The sequence below is a fragment of the Halomonas sp. genome (genome assembly GCF_052095765.1).
GTDB lineage: Bacteria > Pseudomonadota > Gammaproteobacteria > Pseudomonadales > Halomonadaceae > Halomonas.
Genome location: NZ_JBQDJZ010000008.1, coordinates 15,449 through 39,053, shown reverse-complemented (window position 1 = coordinate 39,053; position 23,605 = coordinate 15,449). Strand labels below are relative to the sequence as shown.

Sequence of the window (23,605 nt, the reverse complement as noted above, 5' to 3'; positions counted from 1 at the left end):
GAGGTTCGTCTTTTCAGCAAAGCGTTGCTGAAAAATGAGGCAGCTCGAATCGCCATGCAAATGCCACCGGCCACAGCGGCTGTGTTGCGGCATTAAAGTCTTGCCATAGCTCGGCATAGCGCCGCTGGGTCAACGGGTGGCGCTGTGCTGGCAAGAGTTCAGCCAGTGGCCGGAGCACAAAGGCGTGATGCAGGATATCCTTGCGTGGCAGCTCAACACCGTCATGGCAGCCGACGAGTTGCCCGACGCTCAGCAGATCCAAGTCCAGCGGCTGCACAATGGATGTCTGTTTATCCTGTTTGCTGTGTGAGTCTTGCTGTCGCCCCTGCTTTTTCTCCAGCGCCTTGAAGTGCGCCTGCAGCTGTCCAACCGGCCAGTCGGACGTCAAAGCCACTACCAGATTGTAGAAATTGGCACTGGTCTCGCCATGGCGTAGCCCGACGGGCTGGCTTTCATAGAGCCGCGACACTGACATGTCCCCAAATGTCTGCAGCAGTGCGTCTAGACAGGCCGCGATGTTTTGCCTGGGTTGAACATTGCTGCCGATGCTCAGTATGACCAGCGTCATCAGTAATTCGCCTGGCGCTTTCCGCGTTCGATAGTCACGCCTACCGCCCGGGCATTGGCAACGGCGCCAGGCTTGCGCACCGTCAGCTGCAGCCAGGCAATTTTGAACTCGTCCTGCAGCATGGCGGCTAGCCGTTCGGCGAAGGTTTCCACCAGTGCGAAGTCGTGCTCCTTGGCAAAGGTGCCAATGCGCTGGCTAATGGCAGCGTAGTCTAGTGTTCTGGACAGGTCGTCGCTTTCAGCGGCGGGGCGGATGTCGGTGGCCAGTTGCAGGTCCAGGCTAAGTGTCTGAGTGATGGTGCGCTCCCAGTCATAAACGCCGATCACGGTGTCGACATCGAGTGCTTCGATCAATACCCGATCCATTGCTTTTCCCCTGACTTTGCTGATGAAAAATCAAAGGCGTGATTGTACGTCAGCCAGCCCGTAGAAGCAGGCTGGCTGTTGTCCAACAACGAGCAATGGCACACTGAGCCGGATCAACTGTTTGAGGGTCTCGTGTGGACCACCCTTTCTATTGGCTAGTGCCGTTGATGGTGCTGGGGTATGTGAGCGGCACCTGGCTTGGTTCGGTGACCGTGTGCCGGCTGGCTGGTAAGCAGGATCCCCGTTACAGTGGTTCATGCAACCCTGGTGCTTCCAACGTGCTGCGACTGCATGGCAGGCGCTTGGCATTGGCTACCTTGTTGGTCGATGCCTTCAAGAGTTGGCCGGTGCTGGCGGTTGGCTTAGCACTGGAGTTGCCACCCTGGGGGCTGGGCCTGATAGGGATCAGCGTGCTGCTTGGTCACTGTTATCCCAAGTGGAATCATTTTTGTGGCGGAAAGGCAGTGGCCAGTGCTTTTGGGGTCATGTTGCTGCTGGTGCCTGGAGTGGCACTGCTGTGTGCGCTGGTCTGGGCGCTGCTGGTCTGGCGGGTTCGCACTGCGGCGGTGGCCTCGCTGGTAAGCGCAGGTATGGCGCCGCTGGCAAGCCTATGGCTGGCGCCAGACTATACCGGTGTAATAGTGGTATTCGCACTGCTGGTGCTGGCCCGTCATGCCATCAATATCCGCCGTGTAGCCCGGGGGGAGGAGCCCAGAATCTAGTCTGGCTAAAGAGGTGCCCCAGTAGGTGGCTCCAGCTGTTCCATGGGCCAGCGGGGCACCGCCTGCATGATGCCGATCTGGTCGCGCTCGCCGGCAAGCAGCCGCTGGGCGCCAGCATAGGCAATCATGGCGCCGTTGTCGGTGCAGAAGCGTCCCCGGGGATAGTAGGCCCTAGCGCCGCGCTTCTCGGTTTCTCGCTCAAGACGTTCGCGCAGGCGCCGGTTGGCGCTGACGCCGCCCGCCACTACTAGGCGCTTCAGCCCGGTGACGTCCAGCGCGCGGCGACACTTGATGGCCAGGGTATCGACTACGGCATCCTCAAAGGCGCGGGCGATATCAGCGCGGGCCTGCTCATCCAGGGCGTTGTTGGCCTCCAGCTTGCGAATGGCGGTCAGGGTGTGGGTTTTTAGGCCGGAAAAACTGAAGTCCATGCCCGGGCGGTCAGTCATCGGGCGAGGGAAGCGCCAGCGCGCAGGGTCACCGCGCTCGGCCAGAGCTGCAACCAGTGGGCCGCCGGGGTAGTCGAGCCCAAGCATCTTAGCCGTCTTGTCGAAAGCTTCGCCAGCGGCGTCGTCCACTGATTCGCCAAGCAGCTGATAGCGCCCGATGCCGTCAACGCGCACCAGCTGGGTATGGCCCCCTGACACCAGTAGCGCCACAAAGGGAAAGGCCGGTGCATCCTCTTCCAGCATCGGTGCCAGCAGGTGGCCTTCCATGTGGTGGACGCCGAGTACCGGAATATCCAGTGCCCGGGCCATGCCATGGGCAGTGCTGGCACCGACCATCAGGGCGCCGACCAGGCCGGGGCCGGCGGTATAGGCGATGGCATCCAGCTCGTGGCGGGTTATTCCGGCGTCGTTGAGTACGTCTTCAATCAGTGGCAGCAGCCGGCGGGTATGGTCGCGGGAAGCCAGCTCAGGGACTACGCCGCCATACTCGGCATGCATGGCGACTTGGCTGTGCAGGGCATCGGCCACCAGGCCGCGCTCGGTGTCGAATAAGGCAACGCCGGTTTCGTCGCAGGAGGTTTCGATTCCAAGTACGCGCATGATCAGTGGCTCGGCAAAGAAGAAAGCCCGTATTCTAAACGTTTTAGCTTGCCGACGGCAGTGATGTGGCGATGCGCTTATGCAAGAATACCTGTAAAAACGGTTTGCACCTATGGCCCCGCACGATTAGAATACGCTGCTCTGCAAGACTGGGTCGTACGCCCGCGGTACCGTCGCCTTGTGTCAGTGGTAGCAAACACTGCTCGCAAGCGCTTTCGATTACCGCAAAGGAAGGCGTGCGTTCAAACCGAACTCAAGTTTTCCAAGGTAGGTGAGTGCTTAATGCCTTCTGTAAAAGTACGTGATAATGAACCGTTCGACGTCGCGCTGCGTCGCTTCAAGCGTTCCTGTGAGAAAGCAGGTGTGCTGTCTGAAGTACGTCGTCGTGAGCAGTATGAAAAGCCCACGGCTGAGCGCAAGCGTAAAGCGGCAGCTGCCGTCAAGCGTCACGCCAAGAAACTCCAGCGTGAACGTAAGCGTTTCGAACGGCTTTATTGATCCGTATGTGGGTGGGTCTGTGATATGCAGACCACCACGGAGGGACGCCAAGCGGTCGCCATCAGGCGACCGTTTGTTTTTTGGGCCTGTATACGGCTCGTGGACAGGTCTCCACCAGTAAGCCACCGGATTGACTGAATGGCCGGCCAGATTCCTCAGCGCTTTATTGATGACCTTCTCGCTCGCGTGGATGTCGTCGAGCTGGTGGGTGAGCGTGTCACCCTGAAAAAGACCGGGCGCAATCATTCCGGCCTGTGCCCATTCCATCAGGAAAAGTCGCCGTCGTTCACCGTGAGTGGCGACAAACAGTTCTACCACTGCTTTGGCTGCGGAGCAAACGGCAACGCCCTGCGTTTTCTGATGGAATACGACAGGATGCGCTTTCCTGAAGCGGTGGAGCACCTGGCGTCGCGGCTGGGGCTTGAGGTGCCGCGTGAAGGTGCTGATGACCCACGCGCTCAGGCCCGCGAGCGCCAGCGCAAGGAGGCAGTCAATCTACTTGAGCTGGCGGGTAGCTTTTTTCGAGAACGGTTGAAAATGCCGGAATCGGGTCAGGCGCGGAGTTATCTGGAAGAGCGCGGCCTGTCTGTTGAAGTACAGCAGCTGTTCGGTGTGGGCTATGCACCTGATAGCTGGGACGGCCTCAAGCGTCATCTCGCTGAACGTGGTATTGCGGACGCCACTCAGGTGGAATACGGCCTGCTGGTTCAGCACGAAGACAGTGGGCGCACTTATGACCGTTTTCGCGACCGTGTGGTATTTCCGATTCGTGACCTGCGTGGCCGCACTTTGGGGTTTGGTGGTCGGGTGATGGGCGATGCCAAGCCCAAGTATCTGAATTCGCCGGAAACACCTGTTTTTCACAAGGGGCGTGAACTGTATGGCCTTTATGAAGCGCGTCAAGCCTTGGGGCGTCTCGACCGGCTGCTGATTGTTGAAGGCTATATGGATGTGCTGGCGTTGGCTCAGTTCGGGATCCGCAATGTGGTTGCCACCCTGGGAACCGCCACGACCGAAGACCATCTGCAGCGGCTGTTCCGGTTAGTGCCTGATGTGGTGTTCTGTTTTGACGGTGACAGAGCGGGGCGTCAGGCAGCGGTCAAGGCGATGGACACGGTGTTGCCGCTGATGATCGACGGACGCCAAGCGCGCTTTCTGTTTCTGCCTGAGGGCGAGGACCCGGACACTCTGGTGCGTAGCGAGGGTGCGACGGCTTTTGAAGAGCGCATTGAGTGTGCTAGCCCGCTGTCCGAATTTCTGTTTGAGCAGGCGGCCCAGGGCCGGGACCTGGGGCATCTTGAGGAGCGTGAGCGTTATACAACTCAGGTGCTTGGGGCGATAGACCGTCTTCCGGAAGGGGTGCTCAAGTCAATCCTGCTGACGGAGCTGTCACGACGTACTGGTATCAATGTCTCCAGGTTTCAGTTGCTGCTGGAAAAGGGCGCTGAAAAGATCGCGGCAGCCACTGGCAGTGTGAACTACGCTACCTCGCAGCACAAAGGTCAGTCAGGGGCCGCTGAAAGTGTTTCCCGGTCTGGGAGGCTGGTGCTCGATCAGATGGGTCGGACGCTACAGTTGTTGGTGCATGAGCCCGGCCTTGTGGAGCGGCTTCCGGAGAGCGATGACTGGTGTGATCAGGACGATCCGGATGCCGGCTTGTGCCGTGAGGTAGTGAAGCTGCTTAAGGCAGGGCGCTATCGCAGTCCACAGGTGTTGTTAGCGCACTTTCTTGGTACGCCCGAGGGTGAGCGGTTGGCTGCATTGGCCAGTCAGGCGCCTTTGGTGCCGGCCGTTCTTCGCGGAACAGAGCTGGATAACTGGGTCGCCTATTTTCAGCGCCACCAGCGGAAGCGTTCGCCCCGCGAGGAGTACGACAGCCTGCTTGAGCGTGCGCGTAGCGGTGAGTCGTTAAGCAAAGATGAGCGTCAGCGTTTGATGCTGTTACTCACTGAGCTGAAAAAATGATTTGCAGTAGCTGGCCGCTTGGGGGTTGAAATTGGCAGGAATGGCAGCATATATCGATAACAAGTGCCAGTAGGCGCAACCTGACAAACTAACATATCTGGCTGGGTGTGAAAATACACAAACTGGCGTGAACATAGTGGTATCCGCTATACTATCGCGCTTGTTGAGTTCTACACCACTTTAGTCAGTGCTTCATTCTTCTTCGTCGAGATAGGGTTTCTATGGCTGGAAATGCGCAGCAACAGTCGCGTCTGAAGGAGCTGATCGCGCGCGGCAAGGAACAGGGTTACCTGACCTATGCCGAAGTCAACGATCATCTACCCGAGGATATCGCCGACCCCGATCAGGTGGAAGACATCATTGGTATGATCAACGACATGGGTATCAAAGTCGTTGAAGTTGCCCCTGATGAAGACACCCTGATGATGTCTGACAATTCCACCGATGATTCGGCGGCCGAAGAGGCCGTGGCGGCGCTGGCTGCTGTGGAAAGCGATGTCGGACGTACCACTGATCCGGTACGCATGTACATGCGTGAGATGGGTACGGTAGACCTGTTGACCCGTGAAGGCGAGATCGAGATCGCCAAGCGGATCGAAGAGGGTATCCGTGAGGTCATGGCAGCGCTGGCCTATGTGCCTGGCGCGGTAGAGTCGATTCTTGAGGCCTACGATGCCACCCAGGATGAAGAGGCCCCAGGGCGACTGACCGACCTGTTTTCAGGCTTCATTGACCCGGATGAGGGAACGCCGGGCGTTGCAGAGGCTGAAGAGCCCGAGCCGGAAATTAGCGACGACGACGATGAAATCGTCGGTGAAGATGACGAAGAAGAAGAAGCGCCAGCCGGTGGTCCGGATCCGGAGGAAACCCGGGCGCGCTTTGAGCAGATTCGTGACGAGCTCAAGCTTACCCAGGCAGCCATTGAAAAACATGGTCGACACAGCGAGCAGGCGCAGGTAGAGCTGGAGCGCCTCGCAGAACTGTTTTCGCCGATCAAGCTGGTACCCAAGCATTTCGAGCGGCTGGTGGGTCAGATCCGTATCAGCGTTGAGCAAGTGCGCCTGCAGGAGCGCGCAGTGCTGCAGCTATGCACTAAAAAGGCACGTGTGCCGCGTAGGGCCTTTATCAAGGCATTCCCTGGCAATGAAGCGCGTCAGGAATGGCTTGACGAGTTTATTGCGGAGAACTCTCGTTATGCTGACCGGCTACTGCCGCTCAAGGCCGATATCCAGCGCGCACAGCGCAAGGTAGCTTTCGAGGAAGAAATGGTCAGCCTGCCGGTGAGTGAGATCAAGGAGATCAACCGCCGTCTGTCGATTGGCGAGGCCAAGTCGCGTCGCGCCAAGAAGGAAATGGTTGAGGCTAACTTGCGTTTGGTGATCTCGATTGCCAAGAAGTACACCAACCGTGGCCTGCAGTTCCTTGATCTGATCCAGGAGGGCAATATTGGCCTGATGAAGGCGGTGGACAAATTCGAATATCGCCGCGGCTATAAGTTCTCAACCTACGCCACCTGGTGGATCCGTCAGGCCATCACCCGCTCTATCGCCGACCAGGCGCGCACCATCCGTATTCCGGTGCACATGATTGAGACCATCAATAAGCTCAATCGCGTGGCGCGTCAGATGCTACAGGAGATGGGGCGCGAGCCGACGCCGGAAGAATTGGGCGAGCGTCTTGAGATGACCGAGGACAGAGTGCGGAAAGTGCTCAAGATCGCCAAGGAGCCGATCTCCATGGAGACGCCCATTGGTGATGACGACGATTCCCACCTGGGTGATTTCATCGAAGACGTGACTGTGCTGATGCCAATGGATTCAGCGACAGATGAAGGCCTGATCGAGGCAACGCGCAACGTGCTGGGCGGGCTGACCGCCCGTGAAGCCAAGGTGCTGCGTATGCGCTTCGGTATCGACATGAACACCGACCACACCCTGGAAGAAGTGGGTAAGCAGTTCGACGTGACCCGCGAGCGAATCCGTCAGATCGAGGCTAAGGCGTTACGTAAGCTGCGTCATCCGTCACGCTCCGAACCGCTGCGCTCTTTTCTTGATGAGTAGTCGCGATGAGTAGTCGCTAGCGCTCAACACTGGTTGAGTCACAGACAACACCCGCAACGCTGTCCGGCGCTGCGGGTGTTGTCGTTTGGGGTGGTTATCTGAAGCTACGTTGGGTCGGGTGTAGCAGAGCAAGAGTAGGGTGGCCGTTTAGTTCAGTTCAGGTTGCGCTGGCGAGCCCAGTGTTTGGCCAGGATAAGCATTTCAATGACGGCAATTAGGATTAGGGCGTAGCCCAGCAGTTCTATTGACTCTTCGGCTGCGTCCTTGAATGTGCGGACATAGTTATCCTGGAGTATTGCCTCCCACAGCTTGCTGCGCCCATAGAGTCGTGAAAACACATAGGTGGTTAGGACGCCGGCAGCAAAGATGCCGAAAGAGAAGCTGTTGGCATACTGGCTAAACTCCTTGCTGAAGCCATGTCGATCACGAATTACGCGATAGACAATGGGCGCAATCACCAGCGTGACCAGCACTTTCCACACATGGGGCGCTACCAGGGTGTCCAGGAAATGGTTCTGTCCACGTATTAGGGATGACACGATGAATGCCAGCATCAGCAAAGTGATGCCGGGAAGTACCTTAAGCCATTGTCGTGTGTAAGGCAGCAGGGCGGACGTGACGACCAGTAGCGTGGTCTGGGTGAGCTCGGTAAAACCGTATTCCGTAAAGCGCAGCGCAGGAAAGTAAAGTGCCTCGAGGTAGATGCCTTGGCCAAGGGCGGCAATAAACAGAATATAGAGGCTTGCGCGTGCGAAAAGGTGGCAAAAACGCAGTGGTGGTGGCTGGTAAGCAGCGGGATTGTGCATGAGTATGCGCTATTAATTAGATTGCTAATGAATGGCAAGTGTATAAAATTTCCAACTTTTTGTCTGCTGAGGCCACAGGGTTGGCGAGTCAGCCAAGTCGTTCAGGCGCGTTGTGCTTCCTCCACGATCCAGTCGTGTACTGCCCGTACTCGTCGGTCGTCTAGTGCGCCTGAGGCATGCACGATGCCGTAGTGCATGCCAGTAGGAACTCGCTGGCTGAACGGTGTAATTAATCGGCCGCTGTCGATTTCGCCGCGGATCAGGGTTTGGCGAGCAATAGCCACTCCCATGCCGGCGATGGCGGCCTCCATGGTCAGGTGGTTGCGATTGAATGTGTAACCACGACGGACATTGGTTTGGGGTGCCTCAATGGCGTTCAGATAATGCTCCCATTCTGCATGGTCATGGCTGCCGCGCCAGGCGGTGATGTCATGCAGTAGCGGATACCAGGCCAGGTGTTCTGGGTTACGCAGCGACGGGCGGTTTTTGAGCAGCGACGGGGCACAGACCGGGAAAATGACTTCTTCCATGAGTGGGGTAATCGAGAGCCCCGGGTAGTGGCCATCGTTGAGATCAAGTGCCAGATCATAATCTCCTTCACGCAGCGACACGCTGCTGTCCTCGGCGCGGACGTGTAACTCGATGTCGGGAAAGCGCGCCTGTAGGCGTGGTAGGCGCGGCATCAGCCACTTGTGCAGAAACGAGGGCACCGAGCGTAAACGAATTACGCCGCTCATCACGCCGCTTTTCAAGCGCTTCACTTCCATGCCTACAGATTGGTAGGCCTCTTCTACTATATCAGCTAGGCGTCTACCTTCTTCTGTCAGTGCCAGCTGTCTTGGCAGGCGACGAAACAGCTTGAAGCCAAGGCGTTCTTCCAGCTGTTTTATCTGCTGGCTGACGGCTCCGGTGGTTACGTGTAGCTCTTCTGCCGCCCGGGTGAAAGACAGGTGGCGTGCGCTGACAGCGAAAACTTTCAGCCAGGCATGGGTTTTAGCATTGACGAGTTGGCTCATGATTTAGAAATACTATACCGAAAGGGAGGATTAATCGATTGCTGAAGAGTGGTTTTCTCTCCAGCATGGTGTTTCTGCAGGGATATGGCTGGATCCGCGCGGGGCTAAAGCAATTAAAGCTTTAGCCCCGCTGCTGTGTCCGGCTGCAGAAGTGACGAAACGAATATTAAGAACACACCATAAGAACAGTGAGGCCGGTTGTCCGGCAGTACAAGAGAGGCTCCTCCCAATGGCTATCAGCGTTTTCGATCTATTCAAGATCGGTATCGGTCCGTCCAGCTCACACACGGTGGGCCCGATGCGGGCTGCGTTTGATTTTGTGCAGCTGCTGCGAGAGCAGAATCTGCTCGAGCGCGTAGCTCGCATCGAAGTCCATCTCCATGGTTCGCTGTCGTCCACTGGTAAGGGACATAATACTGACAGCGCAGTGATCATGGGTTTGATGGGGGAGCAGCCAGATGCAATTGATCCAGCGATAGTCGTGCCTTGCATCGAAGAGTTGAAGGAGTCTGGCACCCTGATGCTGGATGGGCACCTACCGATACCTTTCCTGTGGACGCGGGATCTGCAGTGGAACGATGAAAGCCTTGAATATCACCCCAATGCGATGACCCTGATCGCCCATGGCCATGCCGAGGAACTGTATCGCAAGATCTTCTACTCCGTGGGTGGTGGCTTCGTGATCGACGAGGAGCAGGCCGCCCAGGGCGACCTGGATGTCGATTCCACCGTACTGCCTTTCAACTTCAATAGCGGTGACGAGCTGTTGGCGATGTGTCAGGAGCATGGGCTGAGTATCAGCGAGCTGATGCTGGAAAACGAGAAGGTCTGGCGCAGCGAGGCGGAGACCCGTGACGGGTTGTGGCGTATCTGGGAGGCCATGCAGGATTGTGTGCAACAGGGCTATCTGGGTGAGGGCGTGCTGCCCGGGGGGCTTAACGTAAAGCGGCGCGCTGGTGAGCTATATCGGCGTCTGGAGGCGACGGAGCAGGATGACAGTCTGATCTCTACCACATTTTCGGCCATGGACTGGGTTAACGTCTTTGCTCTGGCAGTCAATGAAGAGAATGCGGCCGGTGGACGTATGGTGACAGCTCCAACCAATGGGGCGGCTGGTATCATTCCTGCGGTACTGCATTACTACATGAAGTTTCAGGCCGATGCTGATGAGCGTTGCGTAGTGGACTTCCTGCTGGCAGCGGCGGCGGTAGGAATACTGTGCAAGAAGAATGCCTCCATTTCTGGCGCAGAAGTTGGTTGCCAGGGCGAGGTGGGCTCTGCTTGTGCCATGGCAGCGGCTGGGCTTACTGAGGTGTTGGGTGGTACGCCTACTCAGGTGGAGAATGCCGCAGAGATCGGCCTTGAGCATAACCTTGGGCTGACCTGTGACCCGGTAGGCGGGCTGGTGCAGGTGCCCTGTATCGAGCGTAATGCCATGGCTGCCGTGAAAGCGATTAATGCCACGCAGCTGGCGCTACGTGGCAATGGCGAACACTTTGTCTCGCTGGACCAGGCGATTCGCACCATGCGCGATACCGGGGCGGACATGCAGGAGAAGTACAAGGAAACGTCCAAGGGTGGGCTGGCGGTCAATGTTATCGAGTGCTGAGTCGCTCTTTTCCAACTAATCCGCGCTGCCCTGCAGGGCTCAGGATCTGGTTCTGGTTTGTGCTAAAAGGCGCGTCGCATTAGCGGCGCGCCTTTATTTTCAGGTGATTTATATAGAGGTAGATAAGCGGGTTTTCTAGCCCATTGGTCGAGTGTTGTGCCCAAACAGTTGCTCTGTACGTCATCGTCCTCTAGTTTACGTTAACGTAAGGTTGTGGCTCTTGTGCCTGCACCTACTAATAACAATGACTCGTATGACGGATCGCCATGGCGATGCCGAGAGGATGCCACATGACCCAGGAGTTCATGCTTGAGACGCGTGGTCTGACCAAGGAGTTTCGCGGCTTTACCGCCGTGGACAGTGTCGACTTGAAAGTTCAGGAAGGACATGTCCACGCCCTGATCGGCCCCAACGGGGCCGGAAAGACTACCGTATTCAATCTATTGACTAAGTTTCTGCCACCCACCCGAGGCGAGATTTTCTACCGCGGCAAGGCGATCACGGGCCTCAAGGCCAACGAGATTGCCAGGCAGGGGCTGGTGCGTTCCTTCCAGATATCGGCAGTGTTCGCCAACATGACTGCTATGGAAAACGTGCGTGTGGCCCTGCAGCGGCCTATGGGCACATCGTTCCATTTCTGGAAGTCCGAACGTTCCCTTGATCACCTCAATGATCGCGCCATGGAGCTGCTCGAAGAGGTCGGTCTGGAGGAATATGCTGATGTGCTGACCGTAGAAATGCCTTACGGCCGCAAGCGCGCCCTGGAAGTGGCGACTACGCTGGCCATGGATCCGGTCATGATGCTGCTTGATGAGCCCACCCAGGGCATGGGTGCCGAGGATGTTGATCGCATTGTCGAGCTGGTCCGGCGTGTGGCTAAAGGGCGCACCGTGCTGATGGTGGAGCACAACCTCAGTGTGGTTAGTCGGCTATGCGACCGTATCACTGTACTGGCCCGTGGCAGCGTGCTGTCCGAGGGCGACTATCAGCAGGTGTCCCAGGATCCGCTGGTCCGCGAGGCTTACATGGGCACCGAAGTTGATGAGGAGGCCAGCGCATGAAGGCGACTGCCGAGGTATCCCACGAATTTCACGACACCCAGGGCGGCGAGATGCTGCGCATCCGCGATCTGCATGCCTACTACGGCGAGTCACATATCCTGCACGGTGTTGACTTCGACGTGAAGCGGGGTGAGCTGGTGACCCTGCTTGGCCGTAACGGGGCTGGGCGCAGCACTACACTCAAAGCCATCATGAACATGGTGGGGCGTCGCACGGGGTCGATTACCGTCAATGGCAACGAGACGCTGGACATGAAGCCCCATCGCATTCCTCGCCTGGGCATCGGCTATTGCCCTGAAGAGCGTGGCATCTTTGCCAGTCTCGACGTTGAGGAGAACCTGCTGCTGCCACCTACAGTGCGCTCAGGCGGGATGAGTCTTGATGAGATCTACGCGATGTTCCCCAACCTTTATGAGCGGCGACGCAGCCAAGGCACCAAGCTTTCTGGCGGCGAGCAGCAGATGCTGGCTCTGGCACGCATCCTGCGCACTGGAGCACGGTTGTTGCTACTCGATGAAATCACCGAAGGCCTGGCGCCCGTGATCAATCAAACGCTGGGCGAGGTATTGGTCGCACTCAAGGAGCGCGGCATGACCATCGTGCTGGTCGAGCAGAACTTCCGCTTCGCCGCCCCCCTGGCCGACCGTCACTTCGTGATGGAGCATGGCCGCATCATCGAGGAGATCTCCGCCGCCGAGTTGCCATCCCGGCGTGAGCATCTGAATACTTTGCTCGGGGTCTGAATTAACTCAGACCCCGTGATCATTGGCACCTGCGACGTGAATGATACGTCACGATTCGTTAAGCAGTATCCACAACAACATCAACAAAATAGCCCATATGGGGCACAGGAGCGCTACATGACGTTTATCAAGAAGACCTTGACCAGCAGCATTGCCGTTGCCGCCGCCACCTTGATGGCCAGCGGTGCCCAGGCTGATATGAGCGATAACGAAGTGCGTATTGGTTATCTGGCCGATATGTCTGGTGGCTACCGGGATCTGGCGGGGCCAGGTGGCCTCGAGGCGCTGAAGATGGCCGTTGAGGATTTTGGCGGCACCGTCAATGGCGTGCCGATTGAGATTTTCAGTGCCGATGACCGTAACAGTGCCGATGTGGGCGCCAGCACCGTGCGCGAGTGGCTTGATGAGCGCAATGTCGACATGGTGGCTGGCCTGGTAGCGTCGTCGGTCTCCATCGCTGCCCTCAAGGTGATCGAAGAGAAAAATGGCCTGGGGATTGTTTCCGGCTCAGCGGCTTCCAGCATCACGGACGAGCACTGTGCTCCCACCCATATCCACTGGGTTTATGACACCTATCCGATGGCTAACGGTACCGCCAAGGCGATTGTCGATCAGGGCGGTGATAGCTGGTTTCTTCTCACCGCAGACTATGCGTTTGGCCATGCGCTGGAGGAAGACGTCACCAAAGTGGTCGAAGAGAACGGGGGCACCATCGTTGACAGCATACGTCACCCATTCCCGACCAATGACTTTTCTTCTTACATCCTTCAGGCGCAAGGCTCCGGAGCCAAGATCATCGGGTTGGCCAATGCCGGTGCGGATACCGTCAATGCAATCAATACCGCCAGCCAGTTCGGGGTGGTCCAGGCCGGTCAGCAGCTTGCCGGTCTGATTGTTTTCCTTAACGATATCTATGCCATGGGCCTGGAAACCACTCAGGGTCTGCTGCTGACCACTGGCTGGTACTGGAACATGGATGACGAAAGCCGCGAGTGGGCCGAGCGCTATTACGAGCGCATGGGCACCATGCCTGGCATGGTCCACGCGGGCATCTATTCCAGCACTACGCATTACCTGAATACCGTGGCCGAACTGGGTAGCGATGACCCCGTGGCTGTGCGTCAGGCGATGGCTGAGAAGCCGATTAACGACTTTTTCGCCCGCAATGGTCGAATTCGTGAAGACGGCCGTATGGTCCACGATATGTACCTGGTTAAGGTGAAGTCGCCGGAAGAATCGACCCATGACTGGGACCTCTATGAAGTTCTTTCTACTATCCCTGCTGAAGAAGCCTTCCGTCCGCTTTCCGAAAGCGAGTGCAAGTTAGTCAATAATTGAAATTGCACAGAGGCGGCGGCATGGGTCGCCGCTTCTGTGACGGGAGATACCTGAAATGACGATGATATTCGGGGTGCCCTTGGCGGTATTCATGGGGCAGCTGATGCTGGGGCTGATCAACGGGGCCTTCTATGCCTTGTTAAGCCTGGGTCTGGCGGTGATCTTCGGGCTGTTGAAAATCATCAACTTTGCCCACGGCGCCATGTATATGCTGGGTGCCTTCACAACGCTGCTCGGCATGCAGTACCTGGGCATAAATTACTGGGTGGCCTTGGTCGTGACACCGCTGGTGGTGGGGGTGTTCGGCATGCTGATCGAGCGTTTGCTGCTGCGCCGCATTGCCCATCTGGACCACCTCTATGGGCTGTTGCTGACGTTTGGGCTGGCGCTGATTTTTGAGGGAACCCTGGTCAACTTCTTTGGTGTTTCCGGCGCACGTTATCCGACGCCCGAAGCGCTACAGGGCGGTTTCCAGCTGGGCTTCATGTTCCTTCCCACCTATCGCGCTTGGGTGCTGGGTGCTGCGCTAGTGGTTTGTCTGTTCACCTGGTACATGATCGAGCGCACGCGGCTGGGTGCTTATCTACGGGCTGGTACTGAAAACCCGGCGCTGATGCAGGCCTTCGGCGTTAATGTGCCGTTGCTGATCACGTTAACCTATGGTTTTGGTGTAGCGCTGGCAGCTTTCGCTGGGGTGCTGGCCGCGCCGCTGTATCCGGTGTCGCCGACCATGGGGTCCAATCTGCTGATTGTGGTGTTCGCCGTTGTGGTGATTGGCGGCATGGGTTCTATCATCGGTGCTGTACTGACCGGCCTTGGTATGGGGCTGATCGAAGGACTGACCAAGGTCTACTATCCGGAGGCAGCCAGTACCGTGATTTTTGTGGTGATGATTCTGGTGCTGTTGATACGGCCTGCCGGCCTGTTTGGTAAGGAGGCTTGACCATGGCGAGTTCTCGGGCATTAACTCCCTCCATGAAGCTTCAGCGGCGCGCTGATATGCGCCGTTATGGGCTTTATGCTGTACTTATCGGTGTGGGTCTTGTTGCGCCTTTTGTTGCCTACCCGGTGTTTCTGATGAAGGTGCTGTGCTTTGCACTCTTTGCCTGTGCCTTCAACCTGTTGCTGGGTTATACCGGTTTGCTGTCTTTCGGCCATGCGGCCTTCCTGTCTACGGGCGGCTATGTGACGGGCTATTTGCTCTCGAGCTATCCGGGCATCACGCCTGAACTGGGTATTTTGGCCGGCACCCTGGCCGGACTGGTGCTGGGGGGGGTGTTCGGCGTTCTGTCGATCCGGCGGCAGGGCATCTATTTCGCCATGGTGACCCTGGCGCTGGCCCAGCTGATGTTCTTTGTCTATATCCAGGCGCCTTTTACCGGAGGCGAGGATGGCTTGCACGGTGTACCGCGCGGTGATCTATTTGGCGTGATCAGTCTGAACAACAACCTGTCAATGTACTACTTCGTGTTTGTGGTTTTCCTGATCGGTTTTGCAATCATCCAACGGACAGTGCACTCGCCATTCGGCCAGGTACTCAAAGCCATTCGTGAGAACGAAGCGCGCGCTGTATCGCTTGGCTACAATGTGGATGCGTACAAGCTGGTTGCCTTCATCATGTCGGCCGGGCTGGCAGCGTTGGCCGGTTCGACAAAGACGATAGTCTTCCAGTTAGCCTCGCTGACGGATGCCAGTTGGCATATGTCCGGTGAGGTGATCCTGATGACTCTTCTGGGCGGGGTGGGAACGCTGTTTGGCCCCTTGTTGGGCGCAGGCTTGGTGGTCAGTCTTCAGCACCAGCTTGCGCAGTCGCCGCTGGGCAACTGGGTCAGCGTGGTGCTTGGTGTCATCTTCGTGCTCTGCGTGCTGGCATTCCGTAGCGGGATTGTTGGTGAGATCAACAAGATGGTGCGCAAAAACTTCAAGTAAATAATATCGGCTAAGTCTGAGAGCCTGGCGGCATCATCGTAATGTAAACACTACACCGATAAAGGACAGAGTCTGCTTGTGACGAGCTTCGTTCAACGCTTGTCGGCGGCGCCTAGGCGATGTGTTCGACCAGAAAATCGAGAAATTGACGAACCTTAGGCGAGCGGTGTCGGTGGTGTGGGTATACGGCCCAGACCCCGGTATCACTATGGCGGTAGCTGTCCAGTACGCTGGTCAGCTGGCCGTTGGCTAGGTAGGTATTAACATAGTCGTCGGGCAGCTGAGCAAGACCGAGCCCCTTGAGCGTGGCATCGAGCAGTGCGCTGCCTGAGTTGCCCTGCAAGGGGCCATCCACGCGGATTTCCCGGCGTAGGCCGTCGACATCAAAACGCCAGTGGGTGCGCGAGCCCACTAGGCAGCGATGCCGTGATAGCTCTGACAAGGTGTGTGGCTGGCCGTAGCGTGTGAAGTAGTCGGGCGAGCCCACGACATATTCGCGTCGCTCGCATAAGCGCCGAGCGATGAATGTCGAGTCGTTCAGCGCTCCCATACGGATGGCAATGTCGTAGCCCTCATCGATAATGTCCACTTGCCGGTTGGTCAGGTAAAGACGCACGTTCAGTTGCGGATGCAGCAGCATGAAGTCATTGACCAAGGGAGCCAGAAAACGCTCGCCGAAGGTGGTGGCCGAGGTCAGGCTGAGCAAGCCCATCGGCCGTTCCTGCAGTTCTTTAACGGCAGCTTCGGCCTCGTGAAATGCCTCAAACAGGTGATAACAGCGCTGATAGTAGAGTTCGCCGGCCTCCGTCAGGCGAATGCGCCGGGTAGTACGGTAGAGTAATGTGGTACTCAGATGACTCTCTAGCTGACTGACCAGGCGGCTAACATGAGAGCTGGATACTTTGAGGTGCTCGGCGGCAGAATTGAAAGCGCCATGTCGCACTACCTCGACGAAAGCCTCGATGCGATCCCATCGTTGCACGATGTTAACTCCTCGATTGTTGCCTGTGAGCAATAATGTGATGTGTTTGATGCAGTTTATACTATTGGTGGGTATCGCGTAGACTGTTAGATAAGTCAAGCAACCTGAGGGTCACACTATGAAGTCACGTGCTGCTATTGCACTGGAAGCCGGCAAGCCGTTGGAGCTGGCTGAAATCAACGTCGAGGGGCCACGGGCCGGCGAAGCGCTGGTACGCATGGCCGCGACCAGTGTTTGCCATACCGATGCCTTCACACTTTCCGGCGCCGACCCTGAAGGGTTGTTTCCCTCGGTGCTGGGCCATGAAGGGGCGGGCATTGTTGAAGAGGTGGGCGAGGGCGTTACCAGCCTGCGTCCCGGTGACCATGTCATTCCGCTGTACACCGCTGAATGTCGTCAGTGTAAATTCTGCCTGTCTGGCAAAACCAACCTGTGCCAAGCTGTGCGTGCTACCCAAGGTCAAGGCCTGATGCCTGATGGCACTAGCCGTTTCTCCCTGGATGGCAAGCCGCTGCATCATTACATGGGCTGCTCTACCTTCAGTGAATATACCGTGGTGCCTGAGGTGTCGCTGGCGGTGGTGTCACCCGAAGCACCGTTGGACAAGATCTGCTTGCTGGGCTGCGGCGTCACCACAGGCATCGGCGCCGTGTTGAATACGGCCAAGGTAGAGCCGGGGTCCACTGTTGCAGTTTTTGGCCTCGGCGCCATCGGCCTGGCGGTAATCCAGGGGGCCGTGATGGCCAAAGCTGCCCGCATCATTGCCATTGACACTAATCCCGACAAGTTCACATTGGCTAAGCAGTTCGGCGCCACTGACTTCGTCAACCCCAAGGACCATTCGGGAACGATTCAAGAAGTGGTCGTCGACATGACGGACGGCGGGGTTGACTATTCCTTCGAGTGTATTGGTAACGTCAACGTGATGCGCTCGGCTCTGGAGTGCTGCCACAAGGGCTGGGGTGAATCGGTGATTATTGGCGTTGCTGGCGCCGGTGAGGAAATTTCCACGCGGCCTTTCCAGCTGGTCACCGGTCGGGTCTGGAAGGGCTCTGCCTTTGGCGGTGTGAAAGGGCGCAGCGAGCTGCCGGAATACGTCGATCGCTACATGAAAGGCGAGATCAATATTGACGATTTCATTACCCACGATATGCCTTTCGAGAAGATCAACGAAGCTTTTGATCTGCTGCACCGCGGCGAGAGTATTCGCACTGTGCTGCACTATTGATTGACGAGGCGCTCCGGCTTCCCTGGTCCCGGGTGTTCAGTCACGTTGTTGAGTTAAGGAGAGTCGAGCATGACCATGACGGCACATATCGAGTTGGTCTCAGCCAATCGCAGCTTTGGCGGCTGGCACAAGCGTTATCGGCACCGCTCCAAGGCATTGGACTGCGAGATGATCTTTGCCATCTACCTGCCGCCCCAGGCAGAAGATGAGCGGGTTCCGCTACTGTGGTGGCTGTCTGGGCTGACCTGCACCGATGCCAATTTCATGGAAAAAGCCGGAGCCCAGAAGATGGCTGCTGAACTGGGTATCGCTATTGTGTGTCCGGATACCAGCCCGCGCGGGCTTGATCTGCCCGGCGAGGATGACAGCTATGATTTCGGGTCCGGGGCTGGGTTCTATGTCAATGCGACCCGTGAGCCCTGGAAGGGCCACTACCGCATGTATGACTATGTGACCGAGGAGTTGCCGTCGATAGTCCGCCAGCACTTTCCGGTTAATGGGCGCGAGTCGATCAGCGGCCATTCCATGGGCGGCCATGGCGCACTGATCATGGCGCTGCGTCGGCCGGGCCATTATCGCTCGGTTTCGGCGTTTGCGCCGGTGGTCAATCCGACCCAGAGTCCTTGGGGCCGCAAGGCATTTACTGGCTATCTCGGTGAGGATACGACCCAGTGGACCCAGTACGATGCCTGTGAACTGGTGGCAAAGGGGGCCTCGCAGCAGCCGCTGTTCATTGATCAGGGCGAGGCGGACAATTTCCTTGAAGAGCAGCTGTGCCCTGAGCGGCTTGAAGCGGTTTGTGCCGAGCATGATCATCCGCTGACGCTGCGTCGTCAGCCGGGCTATGATCACAGCTATTTCTTCATCGCCAGTTTTATCGATGACCACCTCCGCTATCATGCCGAACGGCTGTTTGCCCCGCGTTGACCCTTGAAACAGGGCATGTAGGAAGCGCATCACAACATGCAGTTCAGACCGCAACACGCCGCCTTCGGGCGGCGTGTTGCGTTGATAACCAGCGTGCTACCATCAGTGGCTGTTGTGGCCGCGCTCGGCGGGTGTTCATGCTTGCTGATGGGGTTGCTGTCTTTATAATCATCGGGCTCAGTGTAAGGGCTCATCTGACGGGTAGGCTGTGATGGGCGCATTGATCAGGAGGATCGCGCGCTGGCTGGTGCTGGCGCTACTGGGCTGGGTTGCCTTTTCGGTGCTGGTGGTAGTGATGCTGCGTGTTGTACCGCTGCCTTAGTCGATGGTGATGCTGGAGCGCACGGTTCAGTCACTAGTGAGCGGTGAGTGGGTCACCCAGCAGCAACAGTGGCGACCACTCAGTGCGCTGTCCCCCAATGCCCAGCTGGCGGTGATTGCCTCTGAAGACCAGCGCTTTCCTTCGCATCGCGGTATTGACTTTATCGAACTGCGGCGTGCCATTGTTGATGCCCGCCAGGGGGATAAGCTACGCGGTGCTAGCACCTTGTCTCAGCAAACCGCCAAGAATGTCTTCCTGTGGACAGGGCGTAGCTGGGTTCGCAAGCTGCTGGAAGTTTGGTTCACCCTGCTGATTGAAGCCGTGTGGCCCAAGGAGCGTATCCTCGAGGTCTATCTCAATGTTGCCGAGTGGGATGATGGCGTCTTCGGCCTGGAAGCCGCATCTCAGCACTATTATGGTAACAGCGCTGACCAGCTGAGCGTGTTGCAGGCCAGCCGCCTGGCTGCCATCCTTCCTAATCCGAGAGCGTGGAGTGCCTCGCATCCTTCGGCTCATGTCGAACGCCGTGCCCGGTGGATTCGACAGCAGATGAGCAACCTTGGTGGGCAAGCTTATCTCAAGCGACTCTAGTTGTTACTTAAATAGTTGCTTAAGCTGTTGCTGTAATAGCTAGGGAGCTGTTCTTAAGGTGTCCGGAAAGTATTCGGGATATGTATGTCTGCAAGGTGCTGTTGGATATAAAGTGCCTGTTATACACATTGAGGCCTCGGCATTTGCCGAGGCCTCAATGTGTTGTGCAGAAGACGGTATCCGCAATGCGCGCCGTCAGTCAGCACTCAGGGTGCGATACGGTTGAGTGCTGCAGTGAAGCCTGACAGGGAAAAGTCGAGGTCGCGCTGCATGCCATTGGGATCAATAAAGCTCAGTGTAGCCACGCTTCCGCCACGCAGGCGCTGAAGCAGCTCTGGCTGGGCTGGCAGGTCGGCACGGCAGCCGCCTGGCTGGCAGCTCTGGTAAGGGAAAGCAGCAGCTGCACTGCCATCAACGGTCAGTTCGAGGCCCGGAGCAAGAATCACGCCCAGCGGTACCAGAAAGGTCAAGGCCGCGCCGTCAAACTGCTCAGGATACATCGCAACAACTCGCATCAGCGGCTGGTTGTCTGCAGGATTGTTGACCAGCTGTGACATAGCACAGCGGCCGCCGGTGGTGGGGCACTCGACCTGCCAGTCCTGAATCTGCTCAGTGGTCACATTGGCATTGTTCGATTGGGCGAAGGCGACGGGAAGCAAGCTGAGCAGAGCGAGCAGTCCAAACAGGCTCAGATACCGTATGGAACGGATAGACATTACAGAGTTAACTCCTTGTGATGGAACGCAAAGTGGCTGAGTAACAACAGCTGTATGGATCATGATGGAGTGAAAGCACTCGCACCAACAAGCAGAGCAGATGAAAAACTTCAGCTCGCAAGTAGTGCGATGCTGACTAGGATGCCTGCTTGTTTTACTCAGGTCGAGTCCTGAAGGTTTGATAGTAGACGGATAAATGTGAAGGACAGTGACCTGCATGGCGCAGGCCATCGCTAGATCAAAGCCGACACTACTGCCGAGGCTAAAGTCAACACGATCGGTGAGCTTTGTGCTGCTGGACCGTTTCACCCTGTTTCTTTTGCTTCTTTTGTCGGTTGTGTTTTCTGTTTTATGTTTATATCTATTTGATTTTTAAATAGTTTTGTGTCGCAAATGAGTGCATTTGGAGTTGTAATTTGCCTTGCTGTGGTGCTCTGCCGATAGTCATCAGGGACAGCGAAAGATAAGAGCGCCTTGTTGCCCTCGTTTATCAGCTGGCTGGTTCAGATGCGAAAAGGTGCGACTACTTTAGCGTACTTCGAGCGTCAGGGAACAACCGGTCGAAACATTCGACGGTCGCGAACAAACAGAAGTCAGGAGAACAACATGCAGCTGCCATCACTCATCGAAATTCCCAACGGCGACAAGGTCGTCCCTACTTTCTCGGACACCGAGATGAAAGGACGTCTTGAGCGACTGCGCGCTTATATGGCCGCCGAGAGTGTCGAGGCCGTAGTTTTTACTTCGTACCACAATATCAATTACTTCAGCGATTTCGTCTATTGCAAGTTCGGGCGAGAGTACGGTCTGGTGGTTACCCAGGACACCTTCACCACAGTGACGGCCAATATCGACGGCGGTCAGCCCTATCGGCGCAACCGGCTGGGCGACAATATCGTCTATACCGATTGGCAGAAAGATAACTTTTTCAAGGCCGTAAAGCAGCTGTGCGCGGGCAAGAAGCGTGTTGGTGTGGAGTTCGATCACCTGACCCTACAGTACCAGCAGAAGCTGCTTAGTGCGCTGGGTGATGTTCAGTTGGTCGATATCGGCGAGCCGACCATGAAAATGCGCATGATCAAATCGGCGGAAGAGATCGCGCTGATTCGTCAGGGCGCTCGCGTTGCTGACGTGGGCGGCGTTGCCATACGTGATGCCATCACCGCTGGCGTGCCCGAGTACGAAGTGTCTTTGGCCGGTCAGAGCGCCATGGTGCGCGAAATCGCCAAGACTTACCCCAACAGCGAGCTGATGGATACTTGGGTGTGGTTCCAGTCCGGTATCAATACCGATGGTGCTCACAACCCGGTAACCAGCCGCCGTGTCCAGCCCGGCGATATTCTCAGCATGAACACCTTCCCGATGATCTCGGGCTACTACACGGCACTGGAACGCACCATGTTCCTTGAACACGCTTCCGATGAGCATCTGCGACTGTGGGAAGTCAACTGCGAAGTGCATACTCGCGGGCAGGAGCTGATCAAGCCGGGTGCGCGCTGCAGCGATATTGCTCATGAGCTCAATGAGATTTTCGCCAAGTACGACCTGCTGAAGTACCGCACCTTCGGGTACGGCCACTCATTCGGTACCCTGAGCCACTACTATGGTCGTGAAGCCGGCCTCGAGCTGCGTGAAGACATCGATACAGTGCTCGAGCCCAATATGGTGGTCTCTATGGAGCCGATGATCACGGTTCCTGAAGGTCTGCCGGGTGCCGGTGGTTACCGTGAGCACGATATCCTAGTGCTCAACGAGCACGGCGCAGATAATATCACCGGTTTCCCGTATGGGCCGGAGCACAACATCATTAAGTAAATAGTTAAAATTAAAAAGGGGAGCATGGCTCCCCTTTTTCACCACTATCTGTTGTTGTGATATTTGTTGCATGCCAGATCAAAAGCATCTGATCAATAGAAAGACTCCAAATATAAACATGATTGACGCTAGGGGTGGCTGAGATGAAAGACGTGAAAATTGAGAATATGGACTGGGTTTCCTACAAGGAAATCACTGAGAGTGGAGACTGCAAGATTATCCTTCCAGTCGGTGCCATTGAACAGCACGGTCCGCATATGTCGCTTAATCCCGATGTGCTTATCCCAAGCTATATTTCTGAGCAGGTCGCGAAGAAAGGTAATAAAATGCTGGTGGCGCCAGCCATCAGTTACGGATATAAGTCACAGGTGAAGTCCGGGGGTGGGAATTTTTTTCCAGGCACGACCTGTGTTTCTGGAAGTTCCCTTGAACAGTATGTATATGATGTATTGCTGGCCTATGTCAATCACGGAAACCGAGAGTTTATTTTAGTTAATGGGCATTTCGAGAACTCTGTTTACCTGTGTGAAGCGGCTGATAAGCTGGTAAATCATTGCGAGCTTCGCGGGATGAAAGTTAAGGTTTATTTGCTTTCATACTGGGACTTTATTAGCGATGATACTATTTCTAAAGTGTTCCCTGATGGATTTACCGGCTGGGCGATTGAGCATGGTGGAGTCCTTGAGACATCTATCATGTTGAAAATTCATCCAGAGTTGGTCGATATGACAAAGGCTGTTGATGTCGAGCCGGCCACATTCCCTCCCTATGATGTCTTCCCTTCAGATCCCTCATGGATTGCACCTTCGGGTACATTGTCTTCCCCAGTGAAGGCGACCGCAGAAAAAGGAAAGCTGATTCTTGATGAATGTATAGAAGGCATAGTGAAACATCTAAATTAAAGCGCTGACTGTCAATTTATTTTTCTTTCGTATAGAAAGGTGACATTTTTCCGTTAAAAATAGGCCGCTGCTTATAGAGTGGTTTGGTTTTAAATAAAAACAACTGCCGTTCTTTGCTTTAAGTATATAGAGTGAGCTGCTTAGTGTGAAGAGAAGGGCGTAGCGTAGCACTGAAACCACGGTGGAGAGATAGAAATGCCGAATAATAACGAGAAGCCCGTGAAAGAAACGGAGTCTCCCGGAGCAGTCGAAATCCCTCGATCTACAGGTCGTGACCTTCCACCTGTTGGCCGACTGATTATCCAGTTTCTTCCGCCGGTAGCGATTATCGCGCTTATCGTAAGTGGCTATTCAAAATTTATCGTGCGCTCAGACCCGTAGCCGTCGAGTAGG

Annotated in this window: 21 protein-coding genes and 1 pseudogene; 15 read left to right on the top strand and 7 right to left on the bottom strand. The window is 56.3% G+C overall.

Going from position 1 to position 23,605, the window contains the following annotated elements:
- Positions 1-13: 13 nt before the first annotated feature.
- Positions 14-568, bottom strand: coding sequence for a 2-amino-4-hydroxy-6-hydroxymethyldihydropteridine diphosphokinase (gene folK / locus ACTH3D_RS02305; protein ID WP_441664828.1), 555 nt, complete (start codon positions 566-568; stop codon positions 14-16).
- Positions 568-933, bottom strand: a complete 366-nt coding sequence (folB, locus tag ACTH3D_RS02300; RefSeq protein WP_441664826.1) for a dihydroneopterin aldolase — start codon at positions 931-933, stop codon at positions 568-570. Before folB ends, folK begins: the two co-directional genes overlap by 1 nt.
- A gap of 167 nt (positions 934-1,100) precedes the next feature.
- Here folB and plsY point away from each other — a divergent pair, with 167 nt between their 5' ends.
- Positions 1,101-1,655, top strand: a complete 555-nt coding sequence (gene plsY, locus ACTH3D_RS02295) for a glycerol-3-phosphate 1-O-acyltransferase PlsY (protein WP_441664848.1) — start codon at positions 1,101-1,103, stop codon at positions 1,653-1,655.
- Between the two features lie 5 nt (positions 1,656-1,660).
- On the opposite strand, the gene tsaD is transcribed toward plsY, so the two are convergent.
- Entirely contained in the window at positions 1,661-2,704 is a 1,044-nt protein-coding gene (gene tsaD, locus ACTH3D_RS02290; protein WP_441664824.1) for a tRNA (adenosine(37)-N6)-threonylcarbamoyltransferase complex transferase subunit TsaD, read from the bottom strand.
- Positions 2,705-2,986: 282 nt separating this feature from the next.
- Here tsaD and rpsU point away from each other — a divergent pair, with 282 nt between their 5' ends.
- From rpsU to rpoD, 3 genes are all read left to right on the top strand, one after another.
- Positions 2,987-3,202 (top strand): 30S ribosomal protein S21, encoded by a 216-nt coding sequence (gene rpsU, locus ACTH3D_RS02285; protein WP_013333229.1) that lies wholly within the window; start codon positions 2,987-2,989, stop codon positions 3,200-3,202.
- 138 nt (positions 3,203-3,340) lie between these two features.
- Positions 3,341-5,167 carry a DNA primase gene (gene dnaG, locus ACTH3D_RS02280; RefSeq protein ID WP_441664822.1) on the top strand — a complete coding sequence of 609 codons (1,827 nt, stop codon included), beginning with the start codon at positions 3,341-3,343 and terminating at the stop codon, positions 5,165-5,167.
- Positions 5,168-5,388: 221 nt separating this feature from the next.
- Positions 5,389-7,227, top strand: a complete 1,839-nt coding sequence (gene rpoD / locus ACTH3D_RS02275; protein WP_441664820.1) for an RNA polymerase sigma factor RpoD — start codon at positions 5,389-5,391, stop codon at positions 7,225-7,227.
- Positions 7,228-7,379: 152 nt separating this feature from the next.
- Here rpoD and ACTH3D_RS02270 read toward each other — a convergent pair whose 3' ends face one another.
- On the bottom strand, positions 7,380-8,033 hold the full coding sequence (locus tag ACTH3D_RS02270) for a hypothetical protein (RefSeq protein WP_441664818.1): 654 nt from the start codon (positions 8,031-8,033) through the stop codon (positions 7,380-7,382).
- 101 nt (positions 8,034-8,134) lie between these two features.
- A complete protein-coding gene (locus ACTH3D_RS02265; RefSeq protein ID WP_441664816.1) occupies positions 8,135-9,049 on the bottom strand; it encodes a LysR substrate-binding domain-containing protein in 915 nt (304 codons plus the stop codon).
- Positions 9,050-9,278: 229 nt separating this feature from the next.
- On the opposite strand from ACTH3D_RS02265, the gene ACTH3D_RS02260 reads away from it, so the two are divergent.
- The 6 genes from ACTH3D_RS02260 (at position 9,279) to ACTH3D_RS02235 (ending at position 15,729) form a co-directional block, all read left to right on the top strand.
- Positions 9,279-10,658 (top strand): L-serine ammonia-lyase, encoded by a 1,380-nt coding sequence (locus tag ACTH3D_RS02260; protein WP_441664814.1) that lies wholly within the window; start codon positions 9,279-9,281, stop codon positions 10,656-10,658.
- A gap of 290 nt (positions 10,659-10,948) precedes the next feature.
- On the top strand, positions 10,949-11,719 hold the full coding sequence (locus ACTH3D_RS02255) for an ABC transporter ATP-binding protein (protein WP_441664812.1): 771 nt from the start codon (positions 10,949-10,951) through the stop codon (positions 11,717-11,719).
- A complete protein-coding gene (locus ACTH3D_RS02250) occupies positions 11,716-12,462 on the top strand; it encodes an ABC transporter ATP-binding protein (protein ID WP_441664810.1) in 747 nt (248 codons plus the stop codon). The genes ACTH3D_RS02255 and ACTH3D_RS02250 overlap by 4 nt, the downstream gene beginning before the upstream one ends.
- 117 nt (positions 12,463-12,579) lie before the next feature.
- Positions 12,580-13,800: an ABC transporter substrate-binding protein gene (locus tag ACTH3D_RS02245; RefSeq protein WP_441664808.1), complete on the top strand. Its 1,221-nt coding sequence runs from the start codon at positions 12,580-12,582 to the stop codon at positions 13,798-13,800.
- Positions 13,801-13,855: 55 nt separating this feature from the next.
- Complete coding sequence (locus tag ACTH3D_RS02240) at positions 13,856-14,743, top strand: branched-chain amino acid ABC transporter permease (RefSeq protein ID WP_441664806.1); 888 nt, start codon at positions 13,856-13,858, stop codon at positions 14,741-14,743.
- Positions 14,744-14,745: 2 nt separating this feature from the next.
- Positions 14,746-15,729 carry a branched-chain amino acid ABC transporter permease gene (locus ACTH3D_RS02235; RefSeq protein ID WP_441664804.1) on the top strand — a complete coding sequence of 328 codons (984 nt, stop codon included), beginning with the start codon at positions 14,746-14,748 and terminating at the stop codon, positions 15,727-15,729.
- 112 nt (positions 15,730-15,841) lie between these two features.
- On the opposite strand, the gene ACTH3D_RS02230 is transcribed toward ACTH3D_RS02235, so the two are convergent.
- On the bottom strand, positions 15,842-16,711 hold the full coding sequence (locus ACTH3D_RS02230; protein ID WP_441664802.1) for a LysR family transcriptional regulator: 870 nt from the start codon (positions 16,709-16,711) through the stop codon (positions 15,842-15,844).
- 118 nt (positions 16,712-16,829) lie between these two features.
- Here ACTH3D_RS02230 and ACTH3D_RS02225 point away from each other — a divergent pair, with 118 nt between their 5' ends.
- From ACTH3D_RS02225 to mtgA, 3 genes and pseudogenes are all read left to right on the top strand, one after another.
- Positions 16,830-17,939, top strand: coding sequence for an S-(hydroxymethyl)glutathione dehydrogenase/class III alcohol dehydrogenase (locus ACTH3D_RS02225; protein WP_441664800.1), 1,110 nt, complete (start codon positions 16,830-16,832; stop codon positions 17,937-17,939).
- A 75-nt stretch (positions 17,940-18,014) separates the two neighbouring features.
- The gene (gene fghA, locus ACTH3D_RS02220) at positions 18,015-18,866 is read left to right on the top strand and encodes an S-formylglutathione hydrolase (RefSeq protein ID WP_441664846.1); all 852 of its coding nucleotides are present in this window, start codon (positions 18,015-18,017) and stop codon (positions 18,864-18,866) included.
- 208 nt (positions 18,867-19,074) lie between these two features.
- Positions 19,075-19,779, top strand: a pseudogene (gene mtgA, locus ACTH3D_RS02215) (monofunctional biosynthetic peptidoglycan transglycosylase).
- Positions 19,780-19,985: 206 nt separating this feature from the next.
- Here mtgA and ACTH3D_RS02210 read toward each other — a convergent pair.
- Entirely contained in the window at positions 19,986-20,495 is a 510-nt protein-coding gene (locus ACTH3D_RS02210) for an invasion associated locus B family protein (RefSeq protein WP_441664798.1), read from the bottom strand.
- A gap of 606 nt (positions 20,496-21,101) precedes the next feature.
- On the opposite strand from ACTH3D_RS02210, the gene ACTH3D_RS02205 reads away from it, so the two are divergent.
- Together ACTH3D_RS02205 and ACTH3D_RS02200 are read left to right on the top strand one after the other, a co-directional pair.
- Entirely contained in the window at positions 21,102-22,310 is a 1,209-nt protein-coding gene (locus ACTH3D_RS02205; protein ID WP_441664796.1) for a M24 family metallopeptidase, read from the top strand.
- A gap of 143 nt (positions 22,311-22,453) precedes the next feature.
- Positions 22,454-23,212: a creatininase gene (locus ACTH3D_RS02200; protein ID WP_441664794.1), complete on the top strand. Its 759-nt coding sequence runs from the start codon at positions 22,454-22,456 to the stop codon at positions 23,210-23,212.
- The last annotated feature ends 393 nt before the right edge of the window (positions 23,213-23,605 follow it).

What these genes read in the sequence shown, in the direction of transcription:
- folK (WP_441664828.1), bottom strand. Translation starts at nt 568, where the DNA reads ATGACGCTGGTCATACTGAGCATCGGCAGCAATGTTCAACCCAGGCAA.
- folB (WP_441664826.1), bottom strand. Translation starts at nt 933, where the DNA reads ATGGATCGGGTATTGATCGAAGCACTCGATGTCGACACCGTGATCGGC.
- plsY (WP_441664848.1), top strand. Translation starts at nt 1,101, where the DNA reads ATGGTGCTGGGGTATGTGAGCGGCACCTGGCTTGGTTCGGTGACCGTG.
- tsaD (WP_441664824.1), bottom strand. Translation starts at nt 2,704, where the DNA reads ATGCGCGTACTTGGAATCGAAACCTCCTGCGACGAAACCGGCGTTGCC.
- rpsU (WP_013333229.1), top strand. Translation starts at nt 2,987, where the DNA reads ATGCCTTCTGTAAAAGTACGTGATAATGAACCGTTCGACGTCGCGCTG.
- dnaG (WP_441664822.1), top strand. Translation starts at nt 3,341, where the DNA reads ATGGCCGGCCAGATTCCTCAGCGCTTTATTGATGACCTTCTCGCTCGC.
- rpoD (WP_441664820.1), top strand. Translation starts at nt 5,389, where the DNA reads ATGGCTGGAAATGCGCAGCAACAGTCGCGTCTGAAGGAGCTGATCGCG.
- ACTH3D_RS02270 (WP_441664818.1), bottom strand. Translation starts at nt 8,033, where the DNA reads ATGCACAATCCCGCTGCTTACCAGCCACCACCACTGCGTTTTTGCCAC.
- ACTH3D_RS02265 (WP_441664816.1), bottom strand. Translation starts at nt 9,049, where the DNA reads ATGAGCCAACTCGTCAATGCTAAAACCCATGCCTGGCTGAAAGTTTTC.
- ACTH3D_RS02260 (WP_441664814.1), top strand. Translation starts at nt 9,279, where the DNA reads ATGGCTATCAGCGTTTTCGATCTATTCAAGATCGGTATCGGTCCGTCC.
- ACTH3D_RS02255 (WP_441664812.1), top strand. Translation starts at nt 10,949, where the DNA reads ATGACCCAGGAGTTCATGCTTGAGACGCGTGGTCTGACCAAGGAGTTT.
- ACTH3D_RS02250 (WP_441664810.1), top strand. Translation starts at nt 11,716, where the DNA reads ATGAAGGCGACTGCCGAGGTATCCCACGAATTTCACGACACCCAGGGC.
- ACTH3D_RS02245 (WP_441664808.1), top strand. Translation starts at nt 12,580, where the DNA reads ATGACGTTTATCAAGAAGACCTTGACCAGCAGCATTGCCGTTGCCGCC.
- ACTH3D_RS02240 (WP_441664806.1), top strand. Translation starts at nt 13,856, where the DNA reads ATGACGATGATATTCGGGGTGCCCTTGGCGGTATTCATGGGGCAGCTG.
- ACTH3D_RS02235 (WP_441664804.1), top strand. Translation starts at nt 14,746, where the DNA reads ATGGCGAGTTCTCGGGCATTAACTCCCTCCATGAAGCTTCAGCGGCGC.
- ACTH3D_RS02225 (WP_441664800.1), top strand. Translation starts at nt 16,830, where the DNA reads ATGAAGTCACGTGCTGCTATTGCACTGGAAGCCGGCAAGCCGTTGGAG.
- fghA (WP_441664846.1), top strand. Translation starts at nt 18,015, where the DNA reads ATGACGGCACATATCGAGTTGGTCTCAGCCAATCGCAGCTTTGGCGGC.
- ACTH3D_RS02210 (WP_441664798.1), bottom strand. Translation starts at nt 20,495, where the DNA reads ATGTCTATCCGTTCCATACGGTATCTGAGCCTGTTTGGACTGCTCGCT.
- ACTH3D_RS02205 (WP_441664796.1), top strand. Translation starts at nt 21,102, where the DNA reads ATGCAGCTGCCATCACTCATCGAAATTCCCAACGGCGACAAGGTCGTC.
- ACTH3D_RS02200 (WP_441664794.1), top strand. Translation starts at nt 22,454, where the DNA reads ATGAAAGACGTGAAAATTGAGAATATGGACTGGGTTTCCTACAAGGAA.